At 70.3% G+C, this 19,286-nt stretch carries 25 protein-coding genes and 1 pseudogene; 18 read left to right on the forward strand and 8 right to left on the reverse strand.

Features of this window, described 5'->3' with window-relative positions:
* The first annotated feature begins 71 nt into the window (after positions 1 to 71).
* Positions 72 to 1,880 (forward strand): translation elongation factor 4, encoded by a 1,809-nt coding sequence (gene lepA, locus ACSQ1L_RS07715; protein WP_435993599.1) that lies wholly within the window; start codon positions 72 to 74, stop codon positions 1,878 to 1,880.
* A gap of 4 nt (positions 1,881 to 1,884) precedes the next feature.
* Entirely contained in the window at positions 1,885 to 2,589 is a 705-nt protein-coding gene (locus tag ACSQ1L_RS07720; RefSeq protein ID WP_435993601.1) for an enhanced serine sensitivity protein SseB C-terminal domain-containing protein, read from the forward strand.
* A gap of 4 nt (positions 2,590 to 2,593) precedes the next feature.
* Here ACSQ1L_RS07720 and ACSQ1L_RS07725 read toward each other — a convergent pair whose 3' ends face one another.
* A complete protein-coding gene (locus ACSQ1L_RS07725; RefSeq protein ID WP_435993603.1) occupies positions 2,594 to 3,289 on the reverse strand; it encodes a Crp/Fnr family transcriptional regulator in 696 nt (231 codons plus the stop codon).
* 113 nt (positions 3,290 to 3,402) lie between these two features.
* Here ACSQ1L_RS07725 and ACSQ1L_RS07730 point away from each other — a divergent pair, with 113 nt between their 5' ends.
* Both ACSQ1L_RS07730 and ACSQ1L_RS07735 read left to right on the forward strand, forming a co-directional pair.
* Positions 3,403 to 4,209, forward strand: a complete 807-nt coding sequence (locus ACSQ1L_RS07730) for an NYN domain-containing protein (protein WP_435993605.1) — start codon at positions 3,403 to 3,405, stop codon at positions 4,207 to 4,209.
* 59 nt (positions 4,210 to 4,268) lie between these two features.
* The gene (locus ACSQ1L_RS07735; protein WP_435993607.1) at positions 4,269 to 4,493 is read left to right on the forward strand and encodes a hypothetical protein; all 225 of its coding nucleotides are present in this window, start codon (positions 4,269 to 4,271) and stop codon (positions 4,491 to 4,493) included.
* On the opposite strand, the gene ACSQ1L_RS07740 is transcribed toward ACSQ1L_RS07735, so the two are convergent.
* On the reverse strand, positions 4,490 to 5,476 hold the full coding sequence (locus ACSQ1L_RS07740) for an HNH endonuclease (protein WP_435993609.1): 987 nt from the start codon (positions 5,474 to 5,476) through the stop codon (positions 4,490 to 4,492). The genes ACSQ1L_RS07735 and ACSQ1L_RS07740 overlap by 4 nt on opposite strands.
* 982 nt (positions 5,477 to 6,458) lie before the next feature.
* Between ACSQ1L_RS07740 and ACSQ1L_RS07745 the strand changes: the two genes are divergently transcribed.
* Positions 6,459 to 6,740 (forward strand): hypothetical protein, encoded by a 282-nt coding sequence (locus ACSQ1L_RS07745; protein ID WP_435993611.1) that lies wholly within the window; start codon positions 6,459 to 6,461, stop codon positions 6,738 to 6,740.
* Here the strand turns inward: ACSQ1L_RS07745 and ACSQ1L_RS07750 are convergent.
* Genes ACSQ1L_RS07750 through ACSQ1L_RS07765 form a run of 4 tightly spaced genes read right to left on the reverse strand, consistent with a single transcriptional unit; the run spans position 6,727 to position 10,414 of the window.
* Entirely contained in the window at positions 6,727 to 7,176 is a 450-nt protein-coding gene (locus ACSQ1L_RS07750; protein ID WP_435993613.1) for a hypothetical protein, read from the reverse strand. The genes ACSQ1L_RS07745 and ACSQ1L_RS07750 overlap by 14 nt on opposite strands.
* Positions 7,173 to 8,690 carry a sodium/proline symporter PutP gene (gene putP, locus ACSQ1L_RS07755; protein WP_435993615.1) on the reverse strand — a complete coding sequence of 506 codons (1,518 nt, stop codon included), beginning with the start codon at positions 8,688 to 8,690 and terminating at the stop codon, positions 7,173 to 7,175. The genes ACSQ1L_RS07750 and putP overlap by 4 nt, the downstream gene beginning before the upstream one ends.
* A gap of 48 nt (positions 8,691 to 8,738) precedes the next feature.
* Positions 8,739 to 9,242: a DUF1993 domain-containing protein gene (locus ACSQ1L_RS07760; protein WP_435993617.1), complete on the reverse strand. Its 504-nt coding sequence runs from the start codon at positions 9,240 to 9,242 to the stop codon at positions 8,739 to 8,741.
* A gap of 44 nt (positions 9,243 to 9,286) precedes the next feature.
* A complete protein-coding gene (locus ACSQ1L_RS07765) occupies positions 9,287 to 10,414 on the reverse strand; it encodes a zinc-dependent alcohol dehydrogenase family protein (protein WP_435993619.1) in 1,128 nt (375 codons plus the stop codon).
* Positions 10,415 to 10,560: 146 nt separating this feature from the next.
* On the opposite strand from ACSQ1L_RS07765, the gene ACSQ1L_RS07770 reads away from it, so the two are divergent.
* Entirely contained in the window at positions 10,561 to 10,998 is a 438-nt protein-coding gene (locus ACSQ1L_RS07770) for an acyl-CoA thioesterase (RefSeq protein ID WP_435993621.1), read from the forward strand.
* On the opposite strand, the gene ACSQ1L_RS07775 is transcribed toward ACSQ1L_RS07770, so the two are convergent.
* Positions 10,995 to 11,195 carry a hypothetical protein gene (locus ACSQ1L_RS07775; protein ID WP_435993623.1) on the reverse strand — a complete coding sequence of 67 codons (201 nt, stop codon included), beginning with the start codon at positions 11,193 to 11,195 and terminating at the stop codon, positions 10,995 to 10,997. The genes ACSQ1L_RS07770 and ACSQ1L_RS07775 overlap by 4 nt on opposite strands.
* Before the next feature lie 124 nt (positions 11,196 to 11,319).
* Between ACSQ1L_RS07775 and ACSQ1L_RS07780 the strand changes: the two genes are divergently transcribed.
* Positions 11,320 to 12,093: a YebC/PmpR family DNA-binding transcriptional regulator gene (locus ACSQ1L_RS07780; RefSeq protein WP_435993625.1), complete on the forward strand. Its 774-nt coding sequence runs from the start codon at positions 11,320 to 11,322 to the stop codon at positions 12,091 to 12,093.
* A gap of 3 nt (positions 12,094 to 12,096) precedes the next feature.
* Here ACSQ1L_RS07780 and ACSQ1L_RS07785 read toward each other — a convergent pair whose 3' ends face one another.
* Entirely contained in the window at positions 12,097 to 12,306 is a 210-nt protein-coding gene (locus ACSQ1L_RS07785; RefSeq protein WP_435993627.1) for a hypothetical protein, read from the reverse strand.
* 142 nt (positions 12,307 to 12,448) lie between these two features.
* Here ACSQ1L_RS07785 and ACSQ1L_RS07790 point away from each other — a divergent pair, with 142 nt between their 5' ends.
* The 11 genes and pseudogenes from ACSQ1L_RS07790 to ACSQ1L_RS07840 form a co-directional block, all read left to right on the forward strand.
* Positions 12,449 to 13,147, forward strand: a complete 699-nt coding sequence (locus tag ACSQ1L_RS07790; RefSeq protein ID WP_435993629.1) for an MgtC/SapB family protein — start codon at positions 12,449 to 12,451, stop codon at positions 13,145 to 13,147.
* 70 nt (positions 13,148 to 13,217) lie between these two features.
* The gene (locus tag ACSQ1L_RS07795; RefSeq protein WP_435993631.1) at positions 13,218 to 13,904 is read left to right on the forward strand and encodes an MgtC/SapB family protein; all 687 of its coding nucleotides are present in this window, start codon (positions 13,218 to 13,220) and stop codon (positions 13,902 to 13,904) included.
* Positions 13,905 to 14,005: 101 nt separating this feature from the next.
* Positions 14,006 to 14,599, forward strand: coding sequence for a hypothetical protein (locus ACSQ1L_RS07800; RefSeq protein WP_435993633.1), 594 nt, complete (start codon positions 14,006 to 14,008; stop codon positions 14,597 to 14,599).
* Between the two features lie 55 nt (positions 14,600 to 14,654).
* Positions 14,655 to 15,161: a crossover junction endodeoxyribonuclease RuvC gene (ruvC, locus tag ACSQ1L_RS07805; RefSeq protein WP_435993635.1), complete on the forward strand. Its 507-nt coding sequence runs from the start codon at positions 14,655 to 14,657 to the stop codon at positions 15,159 to 15,161.
* Positions 15,158 to 15,772 carry a Holliday junction branch migration protein RuvA gene (ruvA, locus tag ACSQ1L_RS07810; protein ID WP_435993637.1) on the forward strand — a complete coding sequence of 205 codons (615 nt, stop codon included), beginning with the start codon at positions 15,158 to 15,160 and terminating at the stop codon, positions 15,770 to 15,772. Before ruvC ends, ruvA begins: the two co-directional genes overlap by 4 nt.
* The gene (gene ruvB / locus ACSQ1L_RS07815; protein WP_435993640.1) at positions 15,769 to 16,803 is read left to right on the forward strand and encodes a Holliday junction branch migration DNA helicase RuvB; all 1,035 of its coding nucleotides are present in this window, start codon (positions 15,769 to 15,771) and stop codon (positions 16,801 to 16,803) included. The genes ruvA and ruvB overlap by 4 nt, the downstream gene beginning before the upstream one ends.
* A gap of 52 nt (positions 16,804 to 16,855) precedes the next feature.
* The gene (locus ACSQ1L_RS07820) at positions 16,856 to 17,239 is read left to right on the forward strand and encodes a hypothetical protein (RefSeq protein WP_435993641.1); all 384 of its coding nucleotides are present in this window, start codon (positions 16,856 to 16,858) and stop codon (positions 17,237 to 17,239) included.
* Positions 17,236 to 17,679, forward strand: coding sequence for a tol-pal system-associated acyl-CoA thioesterase (gene ybgC, locus ACSQ1L_RS07825; RefSeq protein WP_435993642.1), 444 nt, complete (start codon positions 17,236 to 17,238; stop codon positions 17,677 to 17,679). Before ACSQ1L_RS07820 ends, ybgC begins: the two co-directional genes overlap by 4 nt.
* Before the next feature lie 137 nt (positions 17,680 to 17,816).
* Positions 17,817 to 18,560 carry a protein TolQ gene (tolQ, locus tag ACSQ1L_RS07830; RefSeq protein ID WP_435993643.1) on the forward strand — a complete coding sequence of 248 codons (744 nt, stop codon included), beginning with the start codon at positions 17,817 to 17,819 and terminating at the stop codon, positions 18,558 to 18,560.
* 1 nt (position 18,561) lies between these two features.
* The gene (locus tag ACSQ1L_RS07835) at positions 18,562 to 19,026 is read left to right on the forward strand and encodes an ExbD/TolR family protein (protein WP_435993644.1); all 465 of its coding nucleotides are present in this window, start codon (positions 18,562 to 18,564) and stop codon (positions 19,024 to 19,026) included.
* 4 nt (positions 19,027 to 19,030) lie between these two features.
* Positions 19,031 to 19,286 (forward strand): annotated as a pseudogene (locus ACSQ1L_RS07840) (hypothetical protein); the annotation flags it as partial.

The following is a 19,286-nucleotide window of genomic DNA, read 5'->3' on the forward strand; positions in this document are numbered from 1 at the left end:
AAACAGTAGCGGACCGCGTCTGAACGCCGTCCGCGTTGGCGATCCGGCCCCGCCGTGCTACCGGCGCGGCCATGACGACCCCTCCCATCGAACGCATCCGGAATTTCAGCGTGGTCGCGCACATCGACCACGGCAAATCGACGCTGTCCGACCGCCTGATTCAGTTCACCGGCGGGCTGACCGCGCGCGAAATGTCGGCGCAGGTGCTCGACAACATGGATATCGAGAAGGAGCGGGGGATCACCATCAAGGCGCAGACCGTGCGCCTGAACTACAAGGCGAAGGACGGGCTCGACTACGTCCTCAACCTGATGGACACCCCCGGCCACGTCGACTTCGCCTATGAGGTCAGCCGTTCGCTGGCCGCCTGCGAGGGTTCGCTGCTGGTCGTGGACGCCTCCCAGGGGGTCGAGGCCCAGACCCTGGCCAACGTCTACCAGGCCATCGACAACGACCACGAGATCGTCCCGGTCCTCAACAAGATCGACCTGCCCGCCGCTGAGCCCGACCGCGTGCGCCAGCAGATCGAGGACGTCATTGGCATCGACGCCTCCGACGCCGTGCTGTGCAGCGCCAAGTCCGGGATCGGCATCGAGGACGTGCTCGAGGCCATCGTCACCCGCCTGCCGGCCCCCAAGGGCGACCCCAACGCGCCGCTCAAGGCCCTGCTGGTCGACGCCTGGTACGACCCCTACCTCGGCGTCGTCGTGCTGGTCCGCGTCTTCGACGGCACGCTGCGCGCCGGCCAGCGCGTCAAGATGATGCAGAACGGCTCGACCCACCTGATCGACCGCGTCGGCGTCTTCCTGCCCAAGAACACCCCGGTCGAGTCCCTCGGCCCCGGCGAGGTCGGTTTCATCACCGCCCAGATCAAGGAGGTCGCCCACGCCGCCGTCGGCGACACCATCACCGACGAGAAGAAGCCGACCGCCGAGCCGCTCAAGGGCTTCAAGGAGGTCCAGTCGGTGGTCTTCTGCGGCCTCTTCCCGGTCGACGCCGCCGACTTCGAGGACCTGCGCGCCGCCATCGGCCGCCTGCGGTTGAACGATGCGTCGTTCACCTATGAGATGGAGTCCTCGGCCGCCCTCGGCTTCGGCTTCCGCTGCGGCTTCCTCGGCCTGCTGCATCTGGAGATCATCCAGGAGCGCCTCAGCCGCGAGTTCAACCTCGACCTGATCGCGACCGCCCCCTCGGTGGTCTACAAGATCGGCCTGCGCGACGGCTCAGAGATGGAGCTGCACAACCCCGCCGACCTGCCCGACGTGATGCAGATCCTCAGCATCTCGGAGCCTTGGATCAAGGCCACCATCCTGACCCCCGACGAATACCTCGGCGGCGTCATCAAGCTGTGCCAGGACCGCCGCGGCCAGCAGGTCGAGCTGTCCTACGTCGGCAGCCGCGCCCTGGTGGTCTACGAACTGCCGCTCAACGAGGTGGTCTTCGACTTCTACGACCGGCTGAAATCCATCTCCAAGGGCTACGCCTCCTTCGACTACGAGCTCAGCGACTACCGCGAGGGCGACCTGGTCAAGATGAACATCCTGGTCAACAGCGAGCCGGTCGACGCCCTCTCCATGCTGGTCCACCGCGGCCGGGCCGAGATGCGCGGCCGCTCGATGGTCGAGAAGATGAAGGAGCTGATCCCGCCCCACCTGTTCGTCATCCCGATCCAGGCGGCCATCGGCGGCAAGATCATCGCCCGCGAGACCGTCCGCGCCCTGCGCAAGGACGTGACGTCGAAGTGCTACGGCGGCGACGCCACCCGCAAGAAGAAGCTGCTCGAGAAGCAGAAGGCCGGCAAGAAGCGCATGCGCCAGTTCGGCAAGGTGGAGATCCCGCAGGAGGCCTTCATCGCCGCGCTGAAGATGGACGAGGACTGACCCCATGACCGCCACCCCCGCCCGCCCCGCCTTCGAGCCGCTCAACGATCTGGAGCGCCTGCTGATGGCCGCCGCCTCGGGCGGGGCCGGCGAGCGCGCCGCCTTCGAGACCGCCGTGTCCGACGCCGAACTGTGGGTCGTTCCCGCCCCCGGCCAGACCGCCGCCGACGAACTGCGCCTGCGCACCGTGGCCCAGGACGGCCGCCCGGCCACCGCCGTCTTCACCGCGCGCGAACGGGCGCTGCAGTCCATCGGCGCCGACGCCGAGCCGACGGCCTTCCCCGGCCGCGCCCTGCTCGAGACCATCCGCGAGAACCCGGCAGTGCTGAACCCCGGCCACGGCTATGGCGCGCGCTGGTCGCCCGACGCCATGGCCCGGCTGATCGGCCGGCCCAACCCGGCCCCGGCGGAGCGCTACCCCACCCAGGTCGCCAAACCGGCGAGCACCCCGCCCGGCCTCGTCGACGCCCTGACCCGCGAACTGGCGGCCGAGCCGGCGGTCAAGGCGGCGTGGCTGGCGCTGGCCCGCTGGAACGACGGCGAGGAGGGCTTCCTGCTCGACATCCGCGCGGCGGGCGAGACCCCGATCCCCCTGCTGATGAACCGGGCGCTGGCCGGAGTGACGCTGGACACGCGCCTCGACGTGGTGGTCGGCTCGCCCGACGCCGCGCCCGGGGCCGGGCTGGAGATCGTGTCCGCCCGGGCGTGACGCCTCAGGGCCGCACCCCCGCCCGCTCGATCCGCCTCCGCTCCATGGCGTAGCATTCGCAGGCCTCCGCCTCGAGCGCGCGGCGGTCGAGGATGCGGATCGCCCCGCGCGCATAGCTGATCGCCTTGCGGTCCTTCAGCTGGTTGGCGGCGTCGTTGACCGTGGTGCGCTGCGCCCCCAGCAGGCCGGCCAGCTCCTCCTGGGTGAAGTGGATGCGCTCGTCCGGCGTCAGGTCGCCGGCGCTCAGCAGCCAGCGCGCCACCCGCGGCAGCACCCTGTGCGTGGCGTTGCAGGCGGCGTGCTGCACCGCCTGCATCTGGTAGATCGACGACAGGCGCAGCAGCCGGTCCATCAGCGGCGGACTGACCCGCATCCGCGCGCGCAGCGCCGCCGCCGGCATGACATGCACCGTCCCCGGCAGCCGCGCCGCCACCTCCCAGCCGCACGGCTCGTCGGCCATGAGGGGCGCCAGTCCCGACAGGCCCTCGCGCCCGACCACGGCGGTCTCGACCGCCGACCCGTCGGAGAAGCGCACCAGATTGGCCAGCTGGGCGTCGGCGGGGAAATGCACCTCCGCGATCTCGCCGTCCTGCTCGATCAGGATCTGGCCGGCGGCGACCGCCATCGGGCGCAGGTGCGGGCGCAGCGCCTCCAGATCGTCCGGCCCGAGCGTGTCGAGAAGGTGATTGTGGTAAACCATGACCGGGAAAACGTGCGGCCGAGCCAATGGGTCCGCCGGCCCCCGGCCGCCCCCGGTTGACCCGCCCCCGCCGCCGCGCCACACCGGTTCATCAGCCGAGGAGGCCCGACGACATGGCGACCGACCCCACCCGAGCCGCCGACCGCGCCCCGCGCCTGGCCGTGCTGATCGACGCCGAGAACGCCTCGCCGAAGATCGCCGAGGCCCTGTTCACCGAGATCGCCACCCTCGGCGAGGCCAGCGCCCGGCGCATCTACGGCGACTTCTCCAGCCCCCAGATCGCCGGCTGGACCCGCGTCCTGGCCCGCCTCGCCATCCAGCCCCAGCAGAATTTCGCCAACACCAAGGGCAAGAACTCCGGCGACATCGCCCTCGTCATCGACGGCATGGACCTGCTGCACTCGGGCCGGTTCGACGGCTTCTGCCTCGTCTCGTCTGACGCCGACTTCACCCGTTTGGCCTCGCGCATCCGCGAAGAGGGGGTCGACGTCTACGGCTTCGGCGAGCGCAAGACGCCCGAGAGCTTCCGCCAGGCCTGCACCCGCTTCATCTACACCGAGAACCTGACCGGCCGCATGGCCGCCGCCGCCGCCGACGAGCCCGCCGCCCCCGCGTCCGGCTCCGGCCGCGGCCGCAAGACCGCCGCGGCCGCCGCCCCGGCCGGCGCGACCCCGGCCCCCGGCAAACGCCCCCCGTCCGAGGCCGCCCGCCTGATCGCCACGGTCATCGCCGACATGGACGAGGACGGCGACGGCTGGGTCAACGCCGGCGGCATCGCCAACCGGCTGAGGAACGCCTACCCGGACTTCGACCAGCGGTCCTATGGCTATGCCAAGCTGTCGGACCTGATCCGCGGGACGGGCCGGTTCGAGGTGGAGACCAGCGCGGGCGGGGCGATGCGGGTGCGGGACCGGGCGTAGGGGGCGTACCTACTCCGGGTTGGTAGAGGCGTCGGCGAGACAGGGATAGGCTCGCGGCCATGGCAGCCTCCGCTCCAATTTCTTCCGAATGCATCGCATGGCTGGCGGAGGTCGATCGCGTCATGAAGCGCGACTGGTGCATCGACTCGAATGACGCAGGTTGGTCGCCCGAAGACGCGCTGCGCTATTGGCGATACGGCGAGAGCCCAGAGGCCTTTGTGGCGTGGTTCGTCGAGAAGTACGGGCTGATCCGGTTCGAGGCCATTCGGATGACTTCTGGTTAAGCCTGAAACGTCTTTGGCTTCAGAGCTTCGATCCGCTCCAACAGGCGGGCTCGAAGCGTCTCCGGCGCGATTCCGGTAGGAAGGGCGACTCCTTTGCCGGAGAACTCAGCGTATGGCCCCTGATCGAGAGTGCCGCTTAGGCGAACTCGGAGGGTCTCGGGGTCAATGGCCAACAGGTCACGATCAAAAAGTGTGTGGATGTCTGACCGCAGCAGCAGCGCGTTGTCGGGCCGATTGGTGTGCTCTCCGAGGTAAGGAACGATATGGGCGGCTTCGAGTACCTCGGGCACGTTCCATCCGGTCACCGCGCAGCGGCTACTGAAGCGCTTGAGCGCCTCCTCGCGAAAGGCTTTGCCGCCTTGGCGCTCCACGATCTGGGTTTCAATACGACGCCTAGCGTCGTCGAGTGAAAGGGGTGGGTGGTCAGCCGCGTGGGCGAGGCTCGGCTCGGGTTGCGGATACGCGAAATCCAGCCCGGCCCCCGGGTGCGGAGTCTTTAGGTTGCCGTCGGCGGAGAAACCACGAAGTCGGAAGTAGCCGGCATCGAAATCAACGACCTCTGCCAACCCCCATACGCGATACTGCACCCCGGGTTTCGGCTTTTCTTGAATAAGGACAGCCACGGGAACCCCGTCCGCCTTACACGCCATCAGCCCGCGATTGCCCGCGTACTTGTCCCGGTCTTCCGGCCGCTGTCCCTCTTGAAAATAGTCGTAGGTCCAGCCGTCTTCGAACGAGCCACTAACCGGCTTGTCGGGGTAGGGGCCCTTAAGGGCCTGCCGAACGCTAAGAGCGTGCACCCAGCCCTCAGGTTTGTGGATGCCCTTGGGGCGGTTGACTAGGAACAGGCCGTCGAGTGGCTCGGGCCATCCGATAAGTTCACCTCGCCGCGACCAAAACCATTCCAGCGCGGTGCGATGCTGCGGAGTTAGTTTCGAAAGCGCAGCAGATAGAGCGCTCACGGCGTCCGCCCCCCAGTTCATCACCAAGTTCCTACCTCGAGTAGGTGAGTCGCTCAGCGTTCCTACTAGAGGTTAGCGCCTCCGGAGCGTCGGACGCCAGCCTTCAACACGCGCCCTGGGCGCCGTTGCCACGTCTCCTCCCCGTCGCTCCGCGATGGGAGGGGGACCGCGAAGCGGTGGAGGGGTGCCCTTTCGTGCGCGCCGCCGCCAGCCCTCCGTCTCGCGGGCTCCGCCGTCGATCCACCTCCCCATCCGCTCTGCGGACAGGGAGGAGACGCATCCCCGCTATCGTCATCCTCCGGCAAGCGGCGTAGCCGCGCAGACCGGGGGACCCAGCGGCGCGCGCGAGCGCGACCCTGTCGGGAGCGCCGCTGTTCGATACAGCCTGCCGGAACAGACCGCCTTCGGCGCCGCTGGGTCCCCCGGTCTCGCTGCGCTTGCCGGAGGATGACGAAGGGGAATGCTGCGCTGCAAATCCGGGCCCAACCTCCCTAATCTTTACCGCCAACCTGTTGTTTTCAGGCCGGATCGAAAATTCCCAGCGTCCTGAGCCCGCCGTAGGAAGAACCCGGCCCATACTCCTGCCCATCCCGTCGGTGGGGAGGGCGTCGGATCCACGTTCCTCGATGGCGGCGGGCTATGGTCGAGCGATGAAGCCCGGGCGAAGGAGAGTCCGGGGGTCCTCGTGGAGGTCGATGGATGGCCTCTGCTTGCTCGCCGCGCGCTGTTGGACTGCGGGCTGCTGACGTCCTGAGGCCGTCATGTCCGCCCCGCGTCGGGCCCGGCAACGGTTCCGGCGGTGATCCGGCAAGGCCCGAATGCCAAGGCCGCCAGCCGGAGGGCGTGTGGAAAACGACTACGCGGGGCAGCCTGTCTCGTCGAAACGGTTATCTATCAAAGCACCGGGCGAGGCCCGGTCGCCCCGCTCCCTCCCACCTTTCCGGAGCCTGCTCCGGGAAGCCCAAACCCGTGCCTGCAAGGCGCCTGACGGAGAGAGATCGCCGTGAAAACCCGCCGCCCCAACCGCCTGCGCCGCAAGGACCACCAGATGTGGGCCGTCCAGCGCCATCGCCTGATGCAGATCGCCGAGGGCCGGATGGAGCCGCATTTCGAGCGCGAACACCTGTTCCTCTGGACCCTTCAGGCCCGCCGCATCGCCGACCCCGCCGACTTCATCCTGCCCGGCCTGCTGTTCATGGCCGAGACCGTGACCGACCCGCTGCGGCGGACCGCCGCCCGGACCGACGACGCGGCGGCTGACGCCGCCGATGTCATCGCTTCCTGAACCGCCCCGCCTCGGCCTTCAGACTGGCGCCCCAGTCGGTCGTGGGATGATCCGGCTCGGCGACGAACGGCAGCTGTCCCGCCACGCCCCGCGCGGCCAGCGCCAGCGGCAGGGCGAAGATCGGCAGCATCCGCAGCGGCTTGCGGCGCTTGTCCGTGACGTCCCAGCCCTCGGCCTCGAAGGCCTCGACCAGCTCGGCCGGCGAGCGGCGGTGCAGGTCGCGCAGAGGGTCGGGCCAGTCGGCGGGCAGGGCGACGGCCTCGGCCTCGGCCAGCGACAGGCCGAAGGCGGCGCGGGCGACGGCGTCGACCTCGGGGTGCTCGTCGCGCAGGTCGGGGTCGGCGAGGCGCGGCTTCATCAGCGCCTTGAGCTCGAGGTCGTCGACGCCGGGCAGGTCGGCGAGGCGCCGCAGCGGGCCGGGCGCGGAGTCGCTCACGACGCCGCCGCTTCGGGCGCCTTCGCCTCGGCCAGCTTCGCCTCGACGGCGTCGAAGGTCGCGGCGACCTCGCCGGCCGGGGCCTTGCCCATCAGGCTGACGGCGACGATGGCGAGGAAGCTGAGGATGAAGCCGGGGACCATCTCGTACAGCACCGTGGTCAGGGCGGCGCCCGAGGGCAGCACCGGGGCGAAGATCCAGAACAGCACCACGGCGGCGCCGGTGATCATGCCGGCGAGGGCGCCGTTGCGGGTCATCCGCTTCCACGTCAGCGACAGGATGATCAGCGGCCCGAAGGCGGCGCCGAAGCCGGCCCAGGCGTTGGCCACGAGGCCCAGCACATTGTTGTCCGGGTCATACGCCAGTCCGATGCCCGCCAGCGCCACGGCCAGCACGGCGAGGCGGCCGACCAGCACCAGCTCCTTCTGCGAGGCGCTGCGGCGCAGGAAGGTGCGGTACACGTCCTCGGTCAGCGAGCTGGACGAGACCAGCAGCTGCGACGAGATGGTGCTCATGATCGCGGCGAGGATGGCGGCCAGCAGGAAGCCGGTGATCAGCGGATCGAACAGCAGGTCGGAGAGGAGGATGAAGATGGTCTCGGGGTCGGCGACGTCGAGGTTGTTCAAGGTGGCGTAGGCGAGGCCGGTGATGCCGGTGGCGAGGGCGCCGACCAGCGACACGATCATCCAGCTCATGCCGATGCGGCGCGCGGCCGGGATGTCGCGCACCGAGCGGATGGCCATGAAGCGGACGATGATGTGGGGCTGGCCGAAATAGCCGAGGCCCCAGGCCAGGGCCGAGACGACGCCCACGGCGGTGGTGCCGGCCAGCAGGTCGAAGCGGGCCGGATCGACCGAGCGGACGATCTCCGCCGTCTCCGCCGGTCCGCCGACGTTCATCATGGCCACGATCGGCACGAGGATCAGGGCCAGGAACATGATGCAGCCCTGCACGAAGTCGGTCAGGCTGACGGCGAGGAAGCCGCCGAACATCGTATAGGCCAGCACCACGCCGGCGGTGATCCACAGGCCCCACGCGTAGTCGAGGCCGAAGGCGCTGTCGAACAGCTTGCCCCCCGCGACCATGCCGCTGGCGGTGTACAGGGTGTAGAAGACGACGATGACCACGGCCGAGATGATGCGCAGCAGATGGGCCCGGTCGGCGAAGCGCTCGGCCAGATAGTCGGGGATGGTGATCGCGTCGTTGGCGACCTCGGTGTAGACGCGCAGCCGCGGGGCCACGATCAGATAGTTCAGCCATGCCCCGACCACGAGGCCGACCCCGATCCACGCCGCCGACAGGCCGGTCAGGAACATCGCGCCGGGCAGGCCCATCATCAGCCAGCCGCTCATGTCCGACGCGCCCGCCGACAGGGCGGTGACCCCCGGGCCCAGCTGTCGCCCGCCCAGCATATAGCCCGAGACGTCGCTGGTGGACTTTCTCCAGGCATAGACGCCGATGCCGAGCATCAGGACGAAATAGAGGCCGATGGTGATGAGTGCGCCGGTTTCCATGCCCTTGGGGTAGCAGCGTTGCCTTGGCGGGGTCCACCCCCGGTCCGGCTACCCCGCGGCGCCGAGGAAGTCGCGTTTGCCCAGCGGCACGCCGGCCTGGCGCAGCAGGTCGTAGGCGGTGGTGACGTGGAAGAAGAAGTTGGGCAGGGCGAAACCGACGACGTAGGCCTGACCCTTGAACGGCCATTCCCCGCCGGGGAATTTCAGCACAACATCCCGGTTCTCCTGTCCGTCGATCGCCTCGCGCGGGACCGAGCCGATCCAGTCCAGGGTGGCGGCGATGCGGGCCTTCAGCTCCGGGATGGTGGTCTCGGTGTCCTCGTTGACCGGGGCCTCGACGCCGGACAGGCGGGCGACGCACAGCTTGGGCCCGTCGCAGGCGATCTGCACCTGCTTGACCAGGGGGTGCATGTCCTCGGCCAGCCGGTTCGACAGCAATGCGTCGGCGCCCGCCTGGCCCGCGTGCTCGACCGCCTTGTCCAGCAGGCCCGACAGGGCCTTGAGGGCGCGGGTGAAGACGGGGACCGTCAGATCGTAGAGTTCGGTGGCCATGGCGGTCTCTCCTCGCGGGTTTCGGACCGGGTTCTAGCTTGGCCTTACGGGAAGGTCACCACGGTTCGCACCGCCACCCCGTCGGCCAGGGCGTCGAAGGCGGCGTTGATGTCCTCCAGCGGAATGGTCCCGGTCAGCAGCCGGTCCACCGGCAGCCGCCCCTCGCGGAACAGCGCCACGTATCGCGGGATGTCCCGCGAGGGCACGCAGGTTCCGATGTACGAGCCCTTCAGGCTGCGCTCCTCGGCGACCAGTTGCACGACGTTGACCGCCAGCGCCGCCTCGGGCGGCGGCAGGCCGGCGGTGACCGTGGTCCCGCCGCGCCGGGTCATCCGCCACGCCGCCTCCAGCGCCTTCACGCTGCCGGCCATCTCGAACACGACATCGGCCCCGCCGCCGGTCAGGGCCCGGACCTGCTCCACCGCATCGGCGTCGGCGGCGTTGACCGTCCGCACCGGACCCAGCGACCGGGCGAGGGCCAGCTTGTCGTCGCTCAGGTCCACCGCCACCACCGGCGACGCTCCGCTGGCCAGCGCCCCCAGCACCGACGACAGGCCGAGTCCGCCGAGCCCGACCACCACCACCGACTGGCCCGTCCGCACCCCGGCGGTGTTCACCACCGCGCCGACGCCGGTCAGCACCGCGCAGCCGAACAGGGCGGCGTGCTCGAAGGGCAGGTCGCGGTCGACCTTCACCAGCGACCGCCGCGACACCACCGCATGACCCGCGAAGGCGGAGCAGCCGAGATGGTGATTCAGCGTATCCGCGCCGGCATGGATGCGCCGGTCCCCGCCCAGCAGCACGCCCCGGCCGTTGGCCGCCGCCCCCGGCTCGCACAGGGCCGGCCGGCCGCCGGCGCAGGGGTCGCAATGACCGCAGTTGGGCATGAAGACCATGACCACATGGTCCCCGATCGCCAGGTCGCCGACGCCGGGCCCCAGCGCCTCGACCACCCCGGCCGCCTCATGGCCCAGCGCCATCGGCAGGGGGCGCGGCCGGTCGCCGTTGATGACGCTGAGGTCCGAATGGCAAAGGCCGGCGGCCTTGATGGCGACGAGCACCTCATCCGCGCCCGGCGGATCGAGGGTCACGGTCTCGAGGCTCAGCGGGCGGCTGTCGGCGTAGGGGCGGGCGGCGCCCATGCTGCGGAGGACGGCGGCGGTGGTCTGCATGGAGCGGAGGCTAGGCGCTTGACGCCGCGTCCGCCAAGCCCGAGCGTCGCCCATGAAGCGCGCGCCAGACGTGCTCGAGGAAACATCGCGCTCAAGCAGCGAGGCGCGGCGCGCCGAGCGATAGCGCACCAACCCGGAGGGGATACATGACCGGCACCATCGAACGGACCAAACGGAGCGACTATCGCCGCTTCCAGGCCATCTCCACGCGCTGGATGGACAACGACGTCTACGGCCACGTGAACAACGTGGTCTATTACTCGTGGTTCGACACGGCGGTGAACCGGCTGCTGGTCGTCAACGGCGTGCTGGACATCCATGGCGGCCGGACCATCGGCCTGGTGGTCGAGACCGGCTGCCGCTACTTCTCGCCGACCGCCTTTCCGGACGAGATTCAGGCCGGGGTGCGGGTGGCCCACGTCGGCACATCGTCGGTGCGCTACGAGATCGGCCTGTTCCGCAATGCCGAGGAGGAAGCCGCGGCCGTGGGCTATTTCGTCCACGTCTACGTCGACCGCGAGACAAAGCGACCGGTGTCGGTGGACGAGAAGATGCGCGGGTTCCTGGAAAGCCTGAAGACCTAGTCGTCCAACCGCCCCATGAGGGCGAGCGCGCCGACCGCGGTCAGCACCCCCAGGGCGAAGGCGCCGATGATGGCGCCGGTGGCGACGGCGGCGGGGACGGTGACCGGGCGGGCCTCGTACCACTCGACGATGTCCGCCTCGTCGAGGTCGCCCTCGTCATAGAGGTCGGTGTCATAGATGGCGTCTTCGGCGGTCATGGCGGGCTCCGGCGGGTCTCTCGGGAAATGCCCGGCGAAGCTGGCGGTTCCTGTCCCGTGACAGCCGGTCGCGCATCGGCTAGACGGCGCGCCTCACTTTTCCACGGACCCAGAACGAATCCTCATGGCCGGCCATTCCAAGTTCAAGAACATCATGCACCGCAAGGGCCGCGCCGACGCGCAGCGGTCCAAGCTCTTCTCCAAGCTGTCCCGCGACATCACAGTCGCCGCCAAGTCGGGGATGCCCGACCCGGCCATGAACCCGCGTCTGCGCCTCGCGGTGAACAACGCCAAGGCCGAGAGCCTGCCCAAGGACGTCATCCAGCGGGCTATCAACAAGGCCGCGGCGGGCGACGTCGATACGATGGAGGAGATCCGCTACGAGGGCCGCGGGCCGGGCGGCGTCGGCATCATCGTCGAGGCCCTGACCGACAACCGCAACCGCGCCGGCTCCAACATCCGCGCCGCCTTCTCCAAGAACGGCGGGGCCCTGGGCGAGATGAACTCGGTCGCCTTCATGTGGGATCGGGTCGGCCAGATCATCTACAAGGCCGACGCGGGCACCGAGGACCAGGTCATGGAGGCCGCCATCGAGGCGGGCGCCCAGGACGTCGAGAGCGATCTGGTCAAGCCGGACATCTACGAGGACGCGCCGGGCCACACCATCTGGACGAAGTTCGAGGACCTCAACGAGGTCGCCGACGCCATGTCCAAGGTGCTGGGCGACCCGAAGTCGACGGCCATTGTCTGGAAACCCCAATCCGAGGTCGCCGTGACCGGCGAGGCGGTCGGCACGCTGATGAAGCTGCTCGACGCGCTGGACGCCGAGGACGATGTGCAGAACGTCTATTCGAACGAGGACATCTCGGACGAGGACCTGGCGAAATACGCCGGCTGAGGGTCAGCCCGCGAAGCGGCGCAACTCGTCGACGACCCAGCCGTCGGGGTGGCGGCCCGGACGGCCGGGGCGGCGCAGGCGGATGAGATCGTGCAGGGCGTCGGTGAGCTCGAGCAACTGGTCGTCCGACAGCTCGACGACGGCGTGCAACACGTCAGCCCGAACCTTCTCATAGGCTGCGAGGGCGAGGCGGCGGTCCGGAATCTGGGCCATATGAGCCCTCCGTGGCGGCGAAGGCCTGTGGTCAACCGGCGAGTAACCCTCGGATCGGCGTCCGGTTCCGGCGTTAACCCTCATGAGGGGGTTGCGGCCCCGGAGGGCGGGAACGGCGAGGCTGCCGCGCCGTTGCCGGAGCATGGACCTGGCCTCGCTGCCCGACTTCGCCCTGCCCCTGCTCGCCGCCGTGCTGGCCGGCGGACTGGTTGGCTTCGAGCGCGAGTGGCGGGGGCGGGCGGCCGGCTTCCGCACCCACATTCTCGTCTGTCTCGCCTCCGCCTTGCTGATGGCGGCGGCCGTGTCGCAGGGCGCCTGGCGGTTCGACGCCTTGGCCGGGACCGAGATCGTCAGCGATCCGACCCGGATGGCCCACGGCGTGCTCACCGGCATCGGCTTCCTCTGCGCGGGGGTGATCTTCCGGGCGGGCTTCTCGATCCACGGCCTGACCACGGCGGCGTCGTTGTGGATCACCTCCGCGATAGGCCTGCTGTTCGGGGCCGGCCTGTTCGCGCTGGCGGCCAGCGGAACGGTGCTCACCGTGGTCATCCTCGCGGCGCTGAGGCTGGTGAGTGTGCGTTTGCCGCAGCAGACCGTCGTGGACGCTGAGGTGGTGTGGCGGCGTGACGCCCCGGACGCTGAAGACGCGGTCGAGGCGGCCATGGGAGAGATCGGCTGGTCCCCCAGCGGCGACCGGCATGAACTGATCGACGGCGGTGAATCCGTGCGGCGGGCCTTCCGGCTCAGGGCGGTCGGCGAGGAGCCCCTGAAGGCGTTGGCGGCCCGACTGAGGACCATCGAGGGGGTCACCGGCTACCGGCTCGATCCGCGCGACGACTGACGGCCGCTTGATCGCCGCGGGGCGGCGGGCCTACGCTGGAGGTTCGGCAGCTTCCGGAGGGATTTTCTTGGTGGATTGGGATCTGGTCTGGCCGGTCGTCGCGGCCATGACGGCGGGCGGCCTGATCGGGGTCGAGCGGACCTATCACGGACATCCGGCCGGGTTCCGGACCCATATCCTGGTGTGCCTGACCAGTTGCCTGCTGATGCTGGCGGCGATGCAGCAGTCGACCTGGGATTTCGCCTACCTCCCCGGCCAGAGGGTGGTGATCGACCCGACGCGGATGTCGCACGGTCTGCTGACCGGCATCGGCTTCCTCTGCGCCGGGGTGATCTTCCGCGAGGGCTTCTCGGTGCATGGCCTGACCACGGCCGCCTCGCTGTGGGTCACCTCGGCGATCGGCGTCCTCTATGGCGTGGGCATGCTGGAGCTGGCGTTGATCGGCTCCGGCGCGACGCTGGCGGTGCTCGCCGTGCTGCGCCTGCTCGACGCCAAGCTTCCGCACGTCGGCGTCATGGACGTGGTGCTGCGCTGGAAACGAGGGGCGGCGCCGAGCGAGGCCGCGCTGCGCGACCTGCTGCGGGCCCGGGGCCTGAAGGCCGTGCGCATCGGCCATGTGATGAGCCCCGACCGCCTGATCCACGAGCACCAGCTGAAGGTGAAGGGGCCGATGCCGATCGACGCCGACGCCCTGGTGGCGCAGCTGTCCGGCCACGACGGCCTGGCCGGGTTCTCGGTGCTGCCGCGCGACGAGTAGGCCGCGCGAAAGGACGCCGCCGTCAGAAATGATCGGTTCGCCGGTGCTTCCCATGGCCGACCTGCGTGCTAGCAAGGCGCAGGGCTCTTTGGGGGAACACGATGACTGGACGAAGGACGGCGCTCGTCGCCATGGCGGCGATGGTCATGGCGACGCCCGCCGGGGCGCAGACTCCGATGAGTACGGAAACCTATTTCCAGCATGTCGACCGTTTCTGCCTGAGCACCGGGGGCGATCCGGCGCTGGCGACGGCGGCGGCCGAGGCCGAGGGCTGGCTGCCCGCGCCCCAGGCCATGGTCGACGAGATCGTCAACCCTGACGCGCCCGAGGCGGTCGTCCGCCTGAGCGGGCCCGTCGACGCCGCCCCGGCCCGGCTGATCCTCACCACCTCGCCCCCCATGGCGGGGCAGGGCGGCGTGAAGGTTCGGGTCTGCGTGGTGGAGCCCGCGCCGGCCTCCGCCATCGACGAGGCCGCGCTCAGCGCCCTGGTGGAGGCGCGGCTCGGCCTCGCCGCCGCGATCCTCCCGGTCTGGACCTTCTCGGGGAACGGTCCCTACACCGACCGGACCGAACTGATGCTGGGCGGAATGGAGGCGATGGCGGACCACGCCGCGACCGAGCCGGTCTATATGCTCAACCTGATGCCGACGGATGACGGCACGCCGGCGCTGGGACTTCTGCGTCTCGGCCACTGAACGGCCGGCGATCGGTCATTGTCCGTTAGCCATCTATCGGGCAATAACGGAACGGATGGCGAACGAAGTGACTCGAATCCTCGGTCTCGACCCCGGCCTGCGCCGCACCGGATGGGGCGTGGTGGCGGCCGAAGGCTCGCGCCTGCGCTGGATCGCCCACGGCGTCGTCGCCCCGCCCGAGGGGGCGCCGTTCAGCGAACGACTGCTGTTCCTGCTCGACGCGGTCGGCGAGGTCTGCGCCGCCCACGCCTGCGACGAGGCGGCGATCGAGGAGGTCTTCGTCAACATGAACCCGGCCTCGACGCTGAAGCTGGGCCACGCCCGGGCGGCGGTGATGCTGGCCCCCGCGCGACACGGGCTGAGCGTGGCGGAGTATTCGCCGAACCTGATCAAGAAGGCGGTGGTCGGCGCCGGCCACGCCGACAAGAGCCAGATCGCCTTCATGGTGAAACGGCTGCTGCCGTCCGCCGGCGACGTGAAGGCCGACGCGGCCGACGCCCTGGCCGTGGCGATCACCCACGCCCAGCTGCGCAAGCGGGCCCTACTCGCGGGGGCGGCATGATCGGCCGGCTCAGAGGCGTGCTGGCCGAGGTCGAGGCGGATCACTGCCTGATCGACTGCGCCGGCGTCGGCTATGTGGTGGCCTGCGGGGCGCGGACGCTGCAGCGGCTGCCGGCGCCCGGCGACGAGGCGACCCTGCACGTCGAATCCAGCTGGTCCGCCGAGAACGGGCCGCGCCTGTACGGCTTCCTGACCCGCGACGAACGCCGCGCCTTCACCACCCTGATCGCGATCCAGGGCGTCGGCCCCAAGGCGGCGCTGGCGGTGCTCGACGTCCTGCCGCCGGGCGAACTCGCCGGCGCTGTGGCCCGCGACGACAAGGCCGCCGTGGCTCGCGCCAACGGCGTCGGGCCCAAGCTGGCCCTGCGCATCGTCACCGAACTCAAGGGCAAGCCGCTCGGAGATGTCAGCTTCACGCCGAGCGCGGCGGGGCTGCATGCCGAGATCGCACCGGTCCCCAGCGTCACCGGCGAGGCGGTGTCCGCCCTGCTCGGCCTCGGCGTGGCCGAGGTCAATGCGCGCCGGGCCGTCGATCAGGCCCTGATCCGCCTTGGCGACGACGCCGAACTGTCGGCGGTCATCCGCGCCGCCCTGCAGGAGCTGGGGCGGTGACCGACGACCGCATCATCTCGTCCGACCCCGCCCCGGGCGAGGCCTACGACCGCGCCCTGCGCCCCCAGACCCTGTCCGAGTTCGTCGGCCAAGAGCAGGCCAAGGGCAATCTCAAGGTCTTCATCGAGGCGGCGCGGGGGCGCGGCGAGGCGCTGGACCATGTCCTGCTGTTCGGCCCGCCGGGCCTCGGCAAGACCACCCTGGCCCAGATCGTGTCGCGCGAACTCGGCGTCGGCTTCCGCGCCACCTCCGGCCCGATCCTGGCCAAGGCCGGCGACCTCGCGGCCATCCTGACCAATCTCGAGCCGCGCGACGTGCTGTTCATCGACGAGATCCACCGCCTCGCCCCGGCGGTCGAGGAGATCCTCTACCCGGCCATGGAGGATCACGTCCTCGACCTGATCATCGGCGAGGGCCCGTCGGCCCGGTCGGTGCGGATCGACCTGGCCCCCTTCACCCTCGTCGGCGCCACCACCCGCGCCGGCCTGCTGGCCACGCCGTTGCGCGACCGCTTCGGCATTCCGCTGCGGCTCGAGTTCTACACCCCCGACGAATTGGTCCGGGTGATCATGGGCGCGGCCCGCAAGATGGGGGCCCCGATCGCCGAGGACGGCGCGCGCGAGATCGCCTCCCGCTCGCGCGGCACCCCCCGCGTCGCCGGCCGCCTGCTGCGCCGCGTCCGCGACTTCGCCACCGCCGACGGCGCGACCTCGATCGACCAGCGGGCGGCGGCGCGGGCCCTGGCCCGGCTCGAGGTCGACGAGGCCGGCCTCGACAGCCTCGACCGCCGCTTCCTCAAGGCCCTCATCGAGAACTACGGCGGCGGCCCGGTCGGCATGGACACCCTCGCCGCCGCCATCGCCGAGGCCCGCGACGCCGTCGAGGACGTCATCGAGCCCTACCTCCTCCAGCAGGGCTTCATCCAGCGCACGCCCCGTGGGCGTATGGCGTGTGCGAGGGCCTACGCCCACCTCGGCCTCGCCGAGCCGCCCCGCGCGCCCGAGCAGGGCGGGCTGTTCGGGGGCAAGTGAGGCTTCACGGCGCGGCCGAACCCCTTCATGCTCCGCCTCGAACGGAGACGGCATGGCGCGGCGGGTGATCAGGGTCGAACGGTTGATCACGGTGCTGGGCGCCGCCGTGCTCGTGCTCGGCGTGCTGGTCCTGTGGCTGGTCGGCCGGGACGGCGGCCTCGGCGGCGGAGAGCCGTCGGCGGAGGACCGCGCCCGGGCGCAGCTGCGCGAGCACATCGGGCCCGGGGCCGTGGTGCGTTACACCGAAACGGGCCGACGCCGGGCCGTGTGCGGCTATGTCTCGGCCGGCGACCAGCTGGTCGTGTTCATCTCGCGGCCCAACCGCATCCTGCTGGAGACCGATCCGCTGAAGGCCGAGTTCGACGAGATGCTGGGCGACGTCTGCCCTGGCTTCCTCACGCGCGCCCCGGGCGCGAGGGGCGGGGTTCGACCATGAGCGACCGCCCCACCGCCGGCCGCTTCGAGGGCCGTGAGCACCGGCTGCCCGTCCGCGTCTATTACGAGGACACCGACTTCACCGGCCTGGTCTATCATGGAAACTATGTCCGCTTTTTCGAGCGGGGGCGGTCGGACTGCCTGCGGCTGATGGGCATCGGCCACGCCGAGCTGCTGGACGGCGACCAGCCCACGGCCTTCGTGGTGACGAAGATGGAGTTGGCCTTCGTCAAGCCCGCCCGGATCGACGACGAACTGGTGGTGCGCACCCGCTACGAGTCGGTGAGGGGGCCCCGACTGCTGATCTCCCAGACCATCGCCCGCGACGAGGAAGTGCTGTGTCGGGCCGAGGTCGAGGTGGTCTGCATCCACATGGACGGCCGCCCGCGCCGCCCGACGAAGGCATTGGTGGAGAAGGTCCGGCCATGGCTGGCGCCTTGAAGCTTCACCGTTCACACACCTGTCAGATGCGGTCGGGTGACGAAGCGGCCCCGGCCCGCTAGACCCGGCCCAATTCGCCACACATCCGCCACGCGCGTCCGGTGCACAGGACGCACCGGACGAAAGAGGACGACCGAATGACCGTCGCCGACGCATCGATGATGATGAACCCCGTGACCCTGTTCATGGAGGCCGATCCGGTCGTGAAGGCGATCATGGTCGGCCTGGCCGTCGCTTCGCTGTGGTCGTGGGCCGTGATCATCGACAAGGCGGTGCGCTTCACCTCGCTGAACCGCCAGGCCACGGCCTTCGAGAACGCGGTCGGGTCGGGCCGGTCACTCGAGGACGTCGCGGCGCAAGCCGGACCCCACCCGGTCCATCCCCTGCCGCGCATGCTGGTCATCGCCCTGGCGGACTGGCGTGAAGCGCGCACCCGGGGGCCGCTGACGGAAGGGCAGGGCAACATGCTGATGGCCCGGATCGACCGGGCGCTGGACAGCCTGATCGCGCGCGAGGGCCAACGGGTCGAGAACGGTCTCGGCGTGCTGTCGGTGGTCGCCACCTCCTCCCCCTTTATCGGCCTGTTCGGCACCGTCTGGGGCATCATGAACGCCTTCGGCGCCATCGCCGGCTCGGGCAACACCAACCTGGCCACGGTCGCGCCGGCGATCTCGGAAGCCCTGTTCGCCACGGCTCTCGGCCTCGCGGCGGCCATCCCGGCCTATATCGCCTACAACAAGTTCTCGATCGACGCGGGCAAGTTCACGGGGCGGCTCGAGAGCTTCGCCGACGACCTGCAGGCGGCCGTGGCGCGCCGGCTGGGCGGCCCGTCCAGCCCCGCGCCGCAACCCGCGGCCGATTACGCACGCCGGGAGCTCTGAGATGGCCATGGGCGGAGGCGGCGGCGCGGGCGGACACGTCCGGGGCCGCAGACGGGCCCGGAAACGGCCCCTGAGCGAGATCAACGTCACGCCGCTGGTCGACGTGATGCTGGTGCTGCTGATCATCTTCATGATCTCGGCCCCGCTGCTCAATGTGGCGGTGCCGGTGGAGCTGCCCAAGACCGAGGCCAGCGCCATGAATTCGGTCAACGAGCCGGTAGTGGTCACCATTGGCCGTGACGGCGAGATTTTCGTCGGCGAGAGCGCCGTGGCATGGGACGACCTGATCCCGCGCGTGTCGGAGGCGGGCGGCGCCGACGCGCGCGACAATCCGGTCTCGGTGCGGGGCGACGGCCGCGCGCCCTACCAGGCGGTGGCGCGGGTGATGGCCCGCCTGTCGGCCGCCGGTTTCACCAAGCTGAACCTGGTCACTGACACCGCCGCCTCCCCGGGCGAGGAGGGCTGACGGTTTGGAGCGTCCCGGCCCGGCCCTGATCGGATCGGTGGTCGTCCACGCGGCGATCATCGGCGCGGTGCTGCTCGCCCTGACGGCGACCGGCGACCGGCCGGAGCGCCAGATCGTCACCACCATCCCGGTCTCGATCCTCTCCGAGGAGATGGTGCTGGCCGGCCCGGCCGACGCGCCCTCCGAGGACCCGGCGATCGACACGGCGGCCGCGCCGCCGGTCGAGGCCCCCGAACCCCCGCCGCCGACGCCCACGCCCG

The organism is Brevundimonas sp. LjRoot202 (assembly GCF_964253355.1).
GTDB lineage: Bacteria > Pseudomonadota > Alphaproteobacteria > Caulobacterales > Caulobacteraceae > Brevundimonas.

Excerpts from the sequence above, each read along its gene's own strand:
- ACSQ1L_RS07785 (WP_435993627.1), bottom strand. The coding sequence starts at position 12,306 with ATGGCCCAGATTCCGGACCGCCGCCTCGCCCTCGCAGCCTATGAGAAG.
- ACSQ1L_RS07725 (WP_435993603.1), bottom strand. The coding sequence starts at position 3,289 with ATGGTTTACCACAATCACCTTCTCGACACGCTCGGGCCGGACGATCTG.
- putP (WP_435993615.1), bottom strand. The coding sequence starts at position 8,690 with ATGGAAACCGGCGCACTCATCACCATCGGCCTCTATTTCGTCCTGATG.
- ACSQ1L_RS07770 (WP_435993621.1), top strand. The coding sequence starts at position 10,561 with ATGACCGGCACCATCGAACGGACCAAACGGAGCGACTATCGCCGCTTC.
- ACSQ1L_RS07835 (WP_435993644.1), top strand. The coding sequence starts at position 18,562 with ATGGCCATGGGCGGAGGCGGCGGCGCGGGCGGACACGTCCGGGGCCGC.
- ACSQ1L_RS07720 (WP_435993601.1), top strand. The coding sequence starts at position 1,885 with ATGACCGCCACCCCCGCCCGCCCCGCCTTCGAGCCGCTCAACGATCTG.
- ACSQ1L_RS07765 (WP_435993619.1), bottom strand. The coding sequence starts at position 10,414 with ATGCAGACCACCGCCGCCGTCCTCCGCAGCATGGGCGCCGCCCGCCCC.
- ruvA (WP_435993637.1), top strand. The coding sequence starts at position 15,158 with ATGATCGGCCGGCTCAGAGGCGTGCTGGCCGAGGTCGAGGCGGATCAC.
- ACSQ1L_RS07730 (WP_435993605.1), top strand. The coding sequence starts at position 3,403 with ATGGCGACCGACCCCACCCGAGCCGCCGACCGCGCCCCGCGCCTGGCC.
- ybgC (WP_435993642.1), top strand. The coding sequence starts at position 17,236 with ATGAGCGACCGCCCCACCGCCGGCCGCTTCGAGGGCCGTGAGCACCGG.
- lepA (WP_435993599.1), top strand. The coding sequence starts at position 72 with ATGACGACCCCTCCCATCGAACGCATCCGGAATTTCAGCGTGGTCGCG.
- ACSQ1L_RS07740 (WP_435993609.1), bottom strand. The coding sequence starts at position 5,476 with ATGAACTGGGGGGCGGACGCCGTGAGCGCTCTATCTGCTGCGCTTTCG.
- ACSQ1L_RS07735 (WP_435993607.1), top strand. The coding sequence starts at position 4,269 with ATGGCAGCCTCCGCTCCAATTTCTTCCGAATGCATCGCATGGCTGGCG.
- ACSQ1L_RS07760 (WP_435993617.1), bottom strand. The coding sequence starts at position 9,242 with ATGGCCACCGAACTCTACGATCTGACGGTCCCCGTCTTCACCCGCGCC.
- ACSQ1L_RS07775 (WP_435993623.1), bottom strand. The coding sequence starts at position 11,195 with ATGACCGCCGAAGACGCCATCTATGACACCGACCTCTATGACGAGGGC.
- ACSQ1L_RS07790 (WP_435993629.1), top strand. The coding sequence starts at position 12,449 with ATGGACCTGGCCTCGCTGCCCGACTTCGCCCTGCCCCTGCTCGCCGCC.
- ruvC (WP_435993635.1), top strand. The coding sequence starts at position 14,655 with ATGGCGAACGAAGTGACTCGAATCCTCGGTCTCGACCCCGGCCTGCGC.
- ACSQ1L_RS07780 (WP_435993625.1), top strand. The coding sequence starts at position 11,320 with ATGGCCGGCCATTCCAAGTTCAAGAACATCATGCACCGCAAGGGCCGC.
- ACSQ1L_RS07800 (WP_435993633.1), top strand. The coding sequence starts at position 14,006 with ATGACTGGACGAAGGACGGCGCTCGTCGCCATGGCGGCGATGGTCATG.
- ACSQ1L_RS07820 (WP_435993641.1), top strand. The coding sequence starts at position 16,856 with ATGGCGCGGCGGGTGATCAGGGTCGAACGGTTGATCACGGTGCTGGGC.
- tolQ (WP_435993643.1), top strand. The coding sequence starts at position 17,817 with ATGACCGTCGCCGACGCATCGATGATGATGAACCCCGTGACCCTGTTC.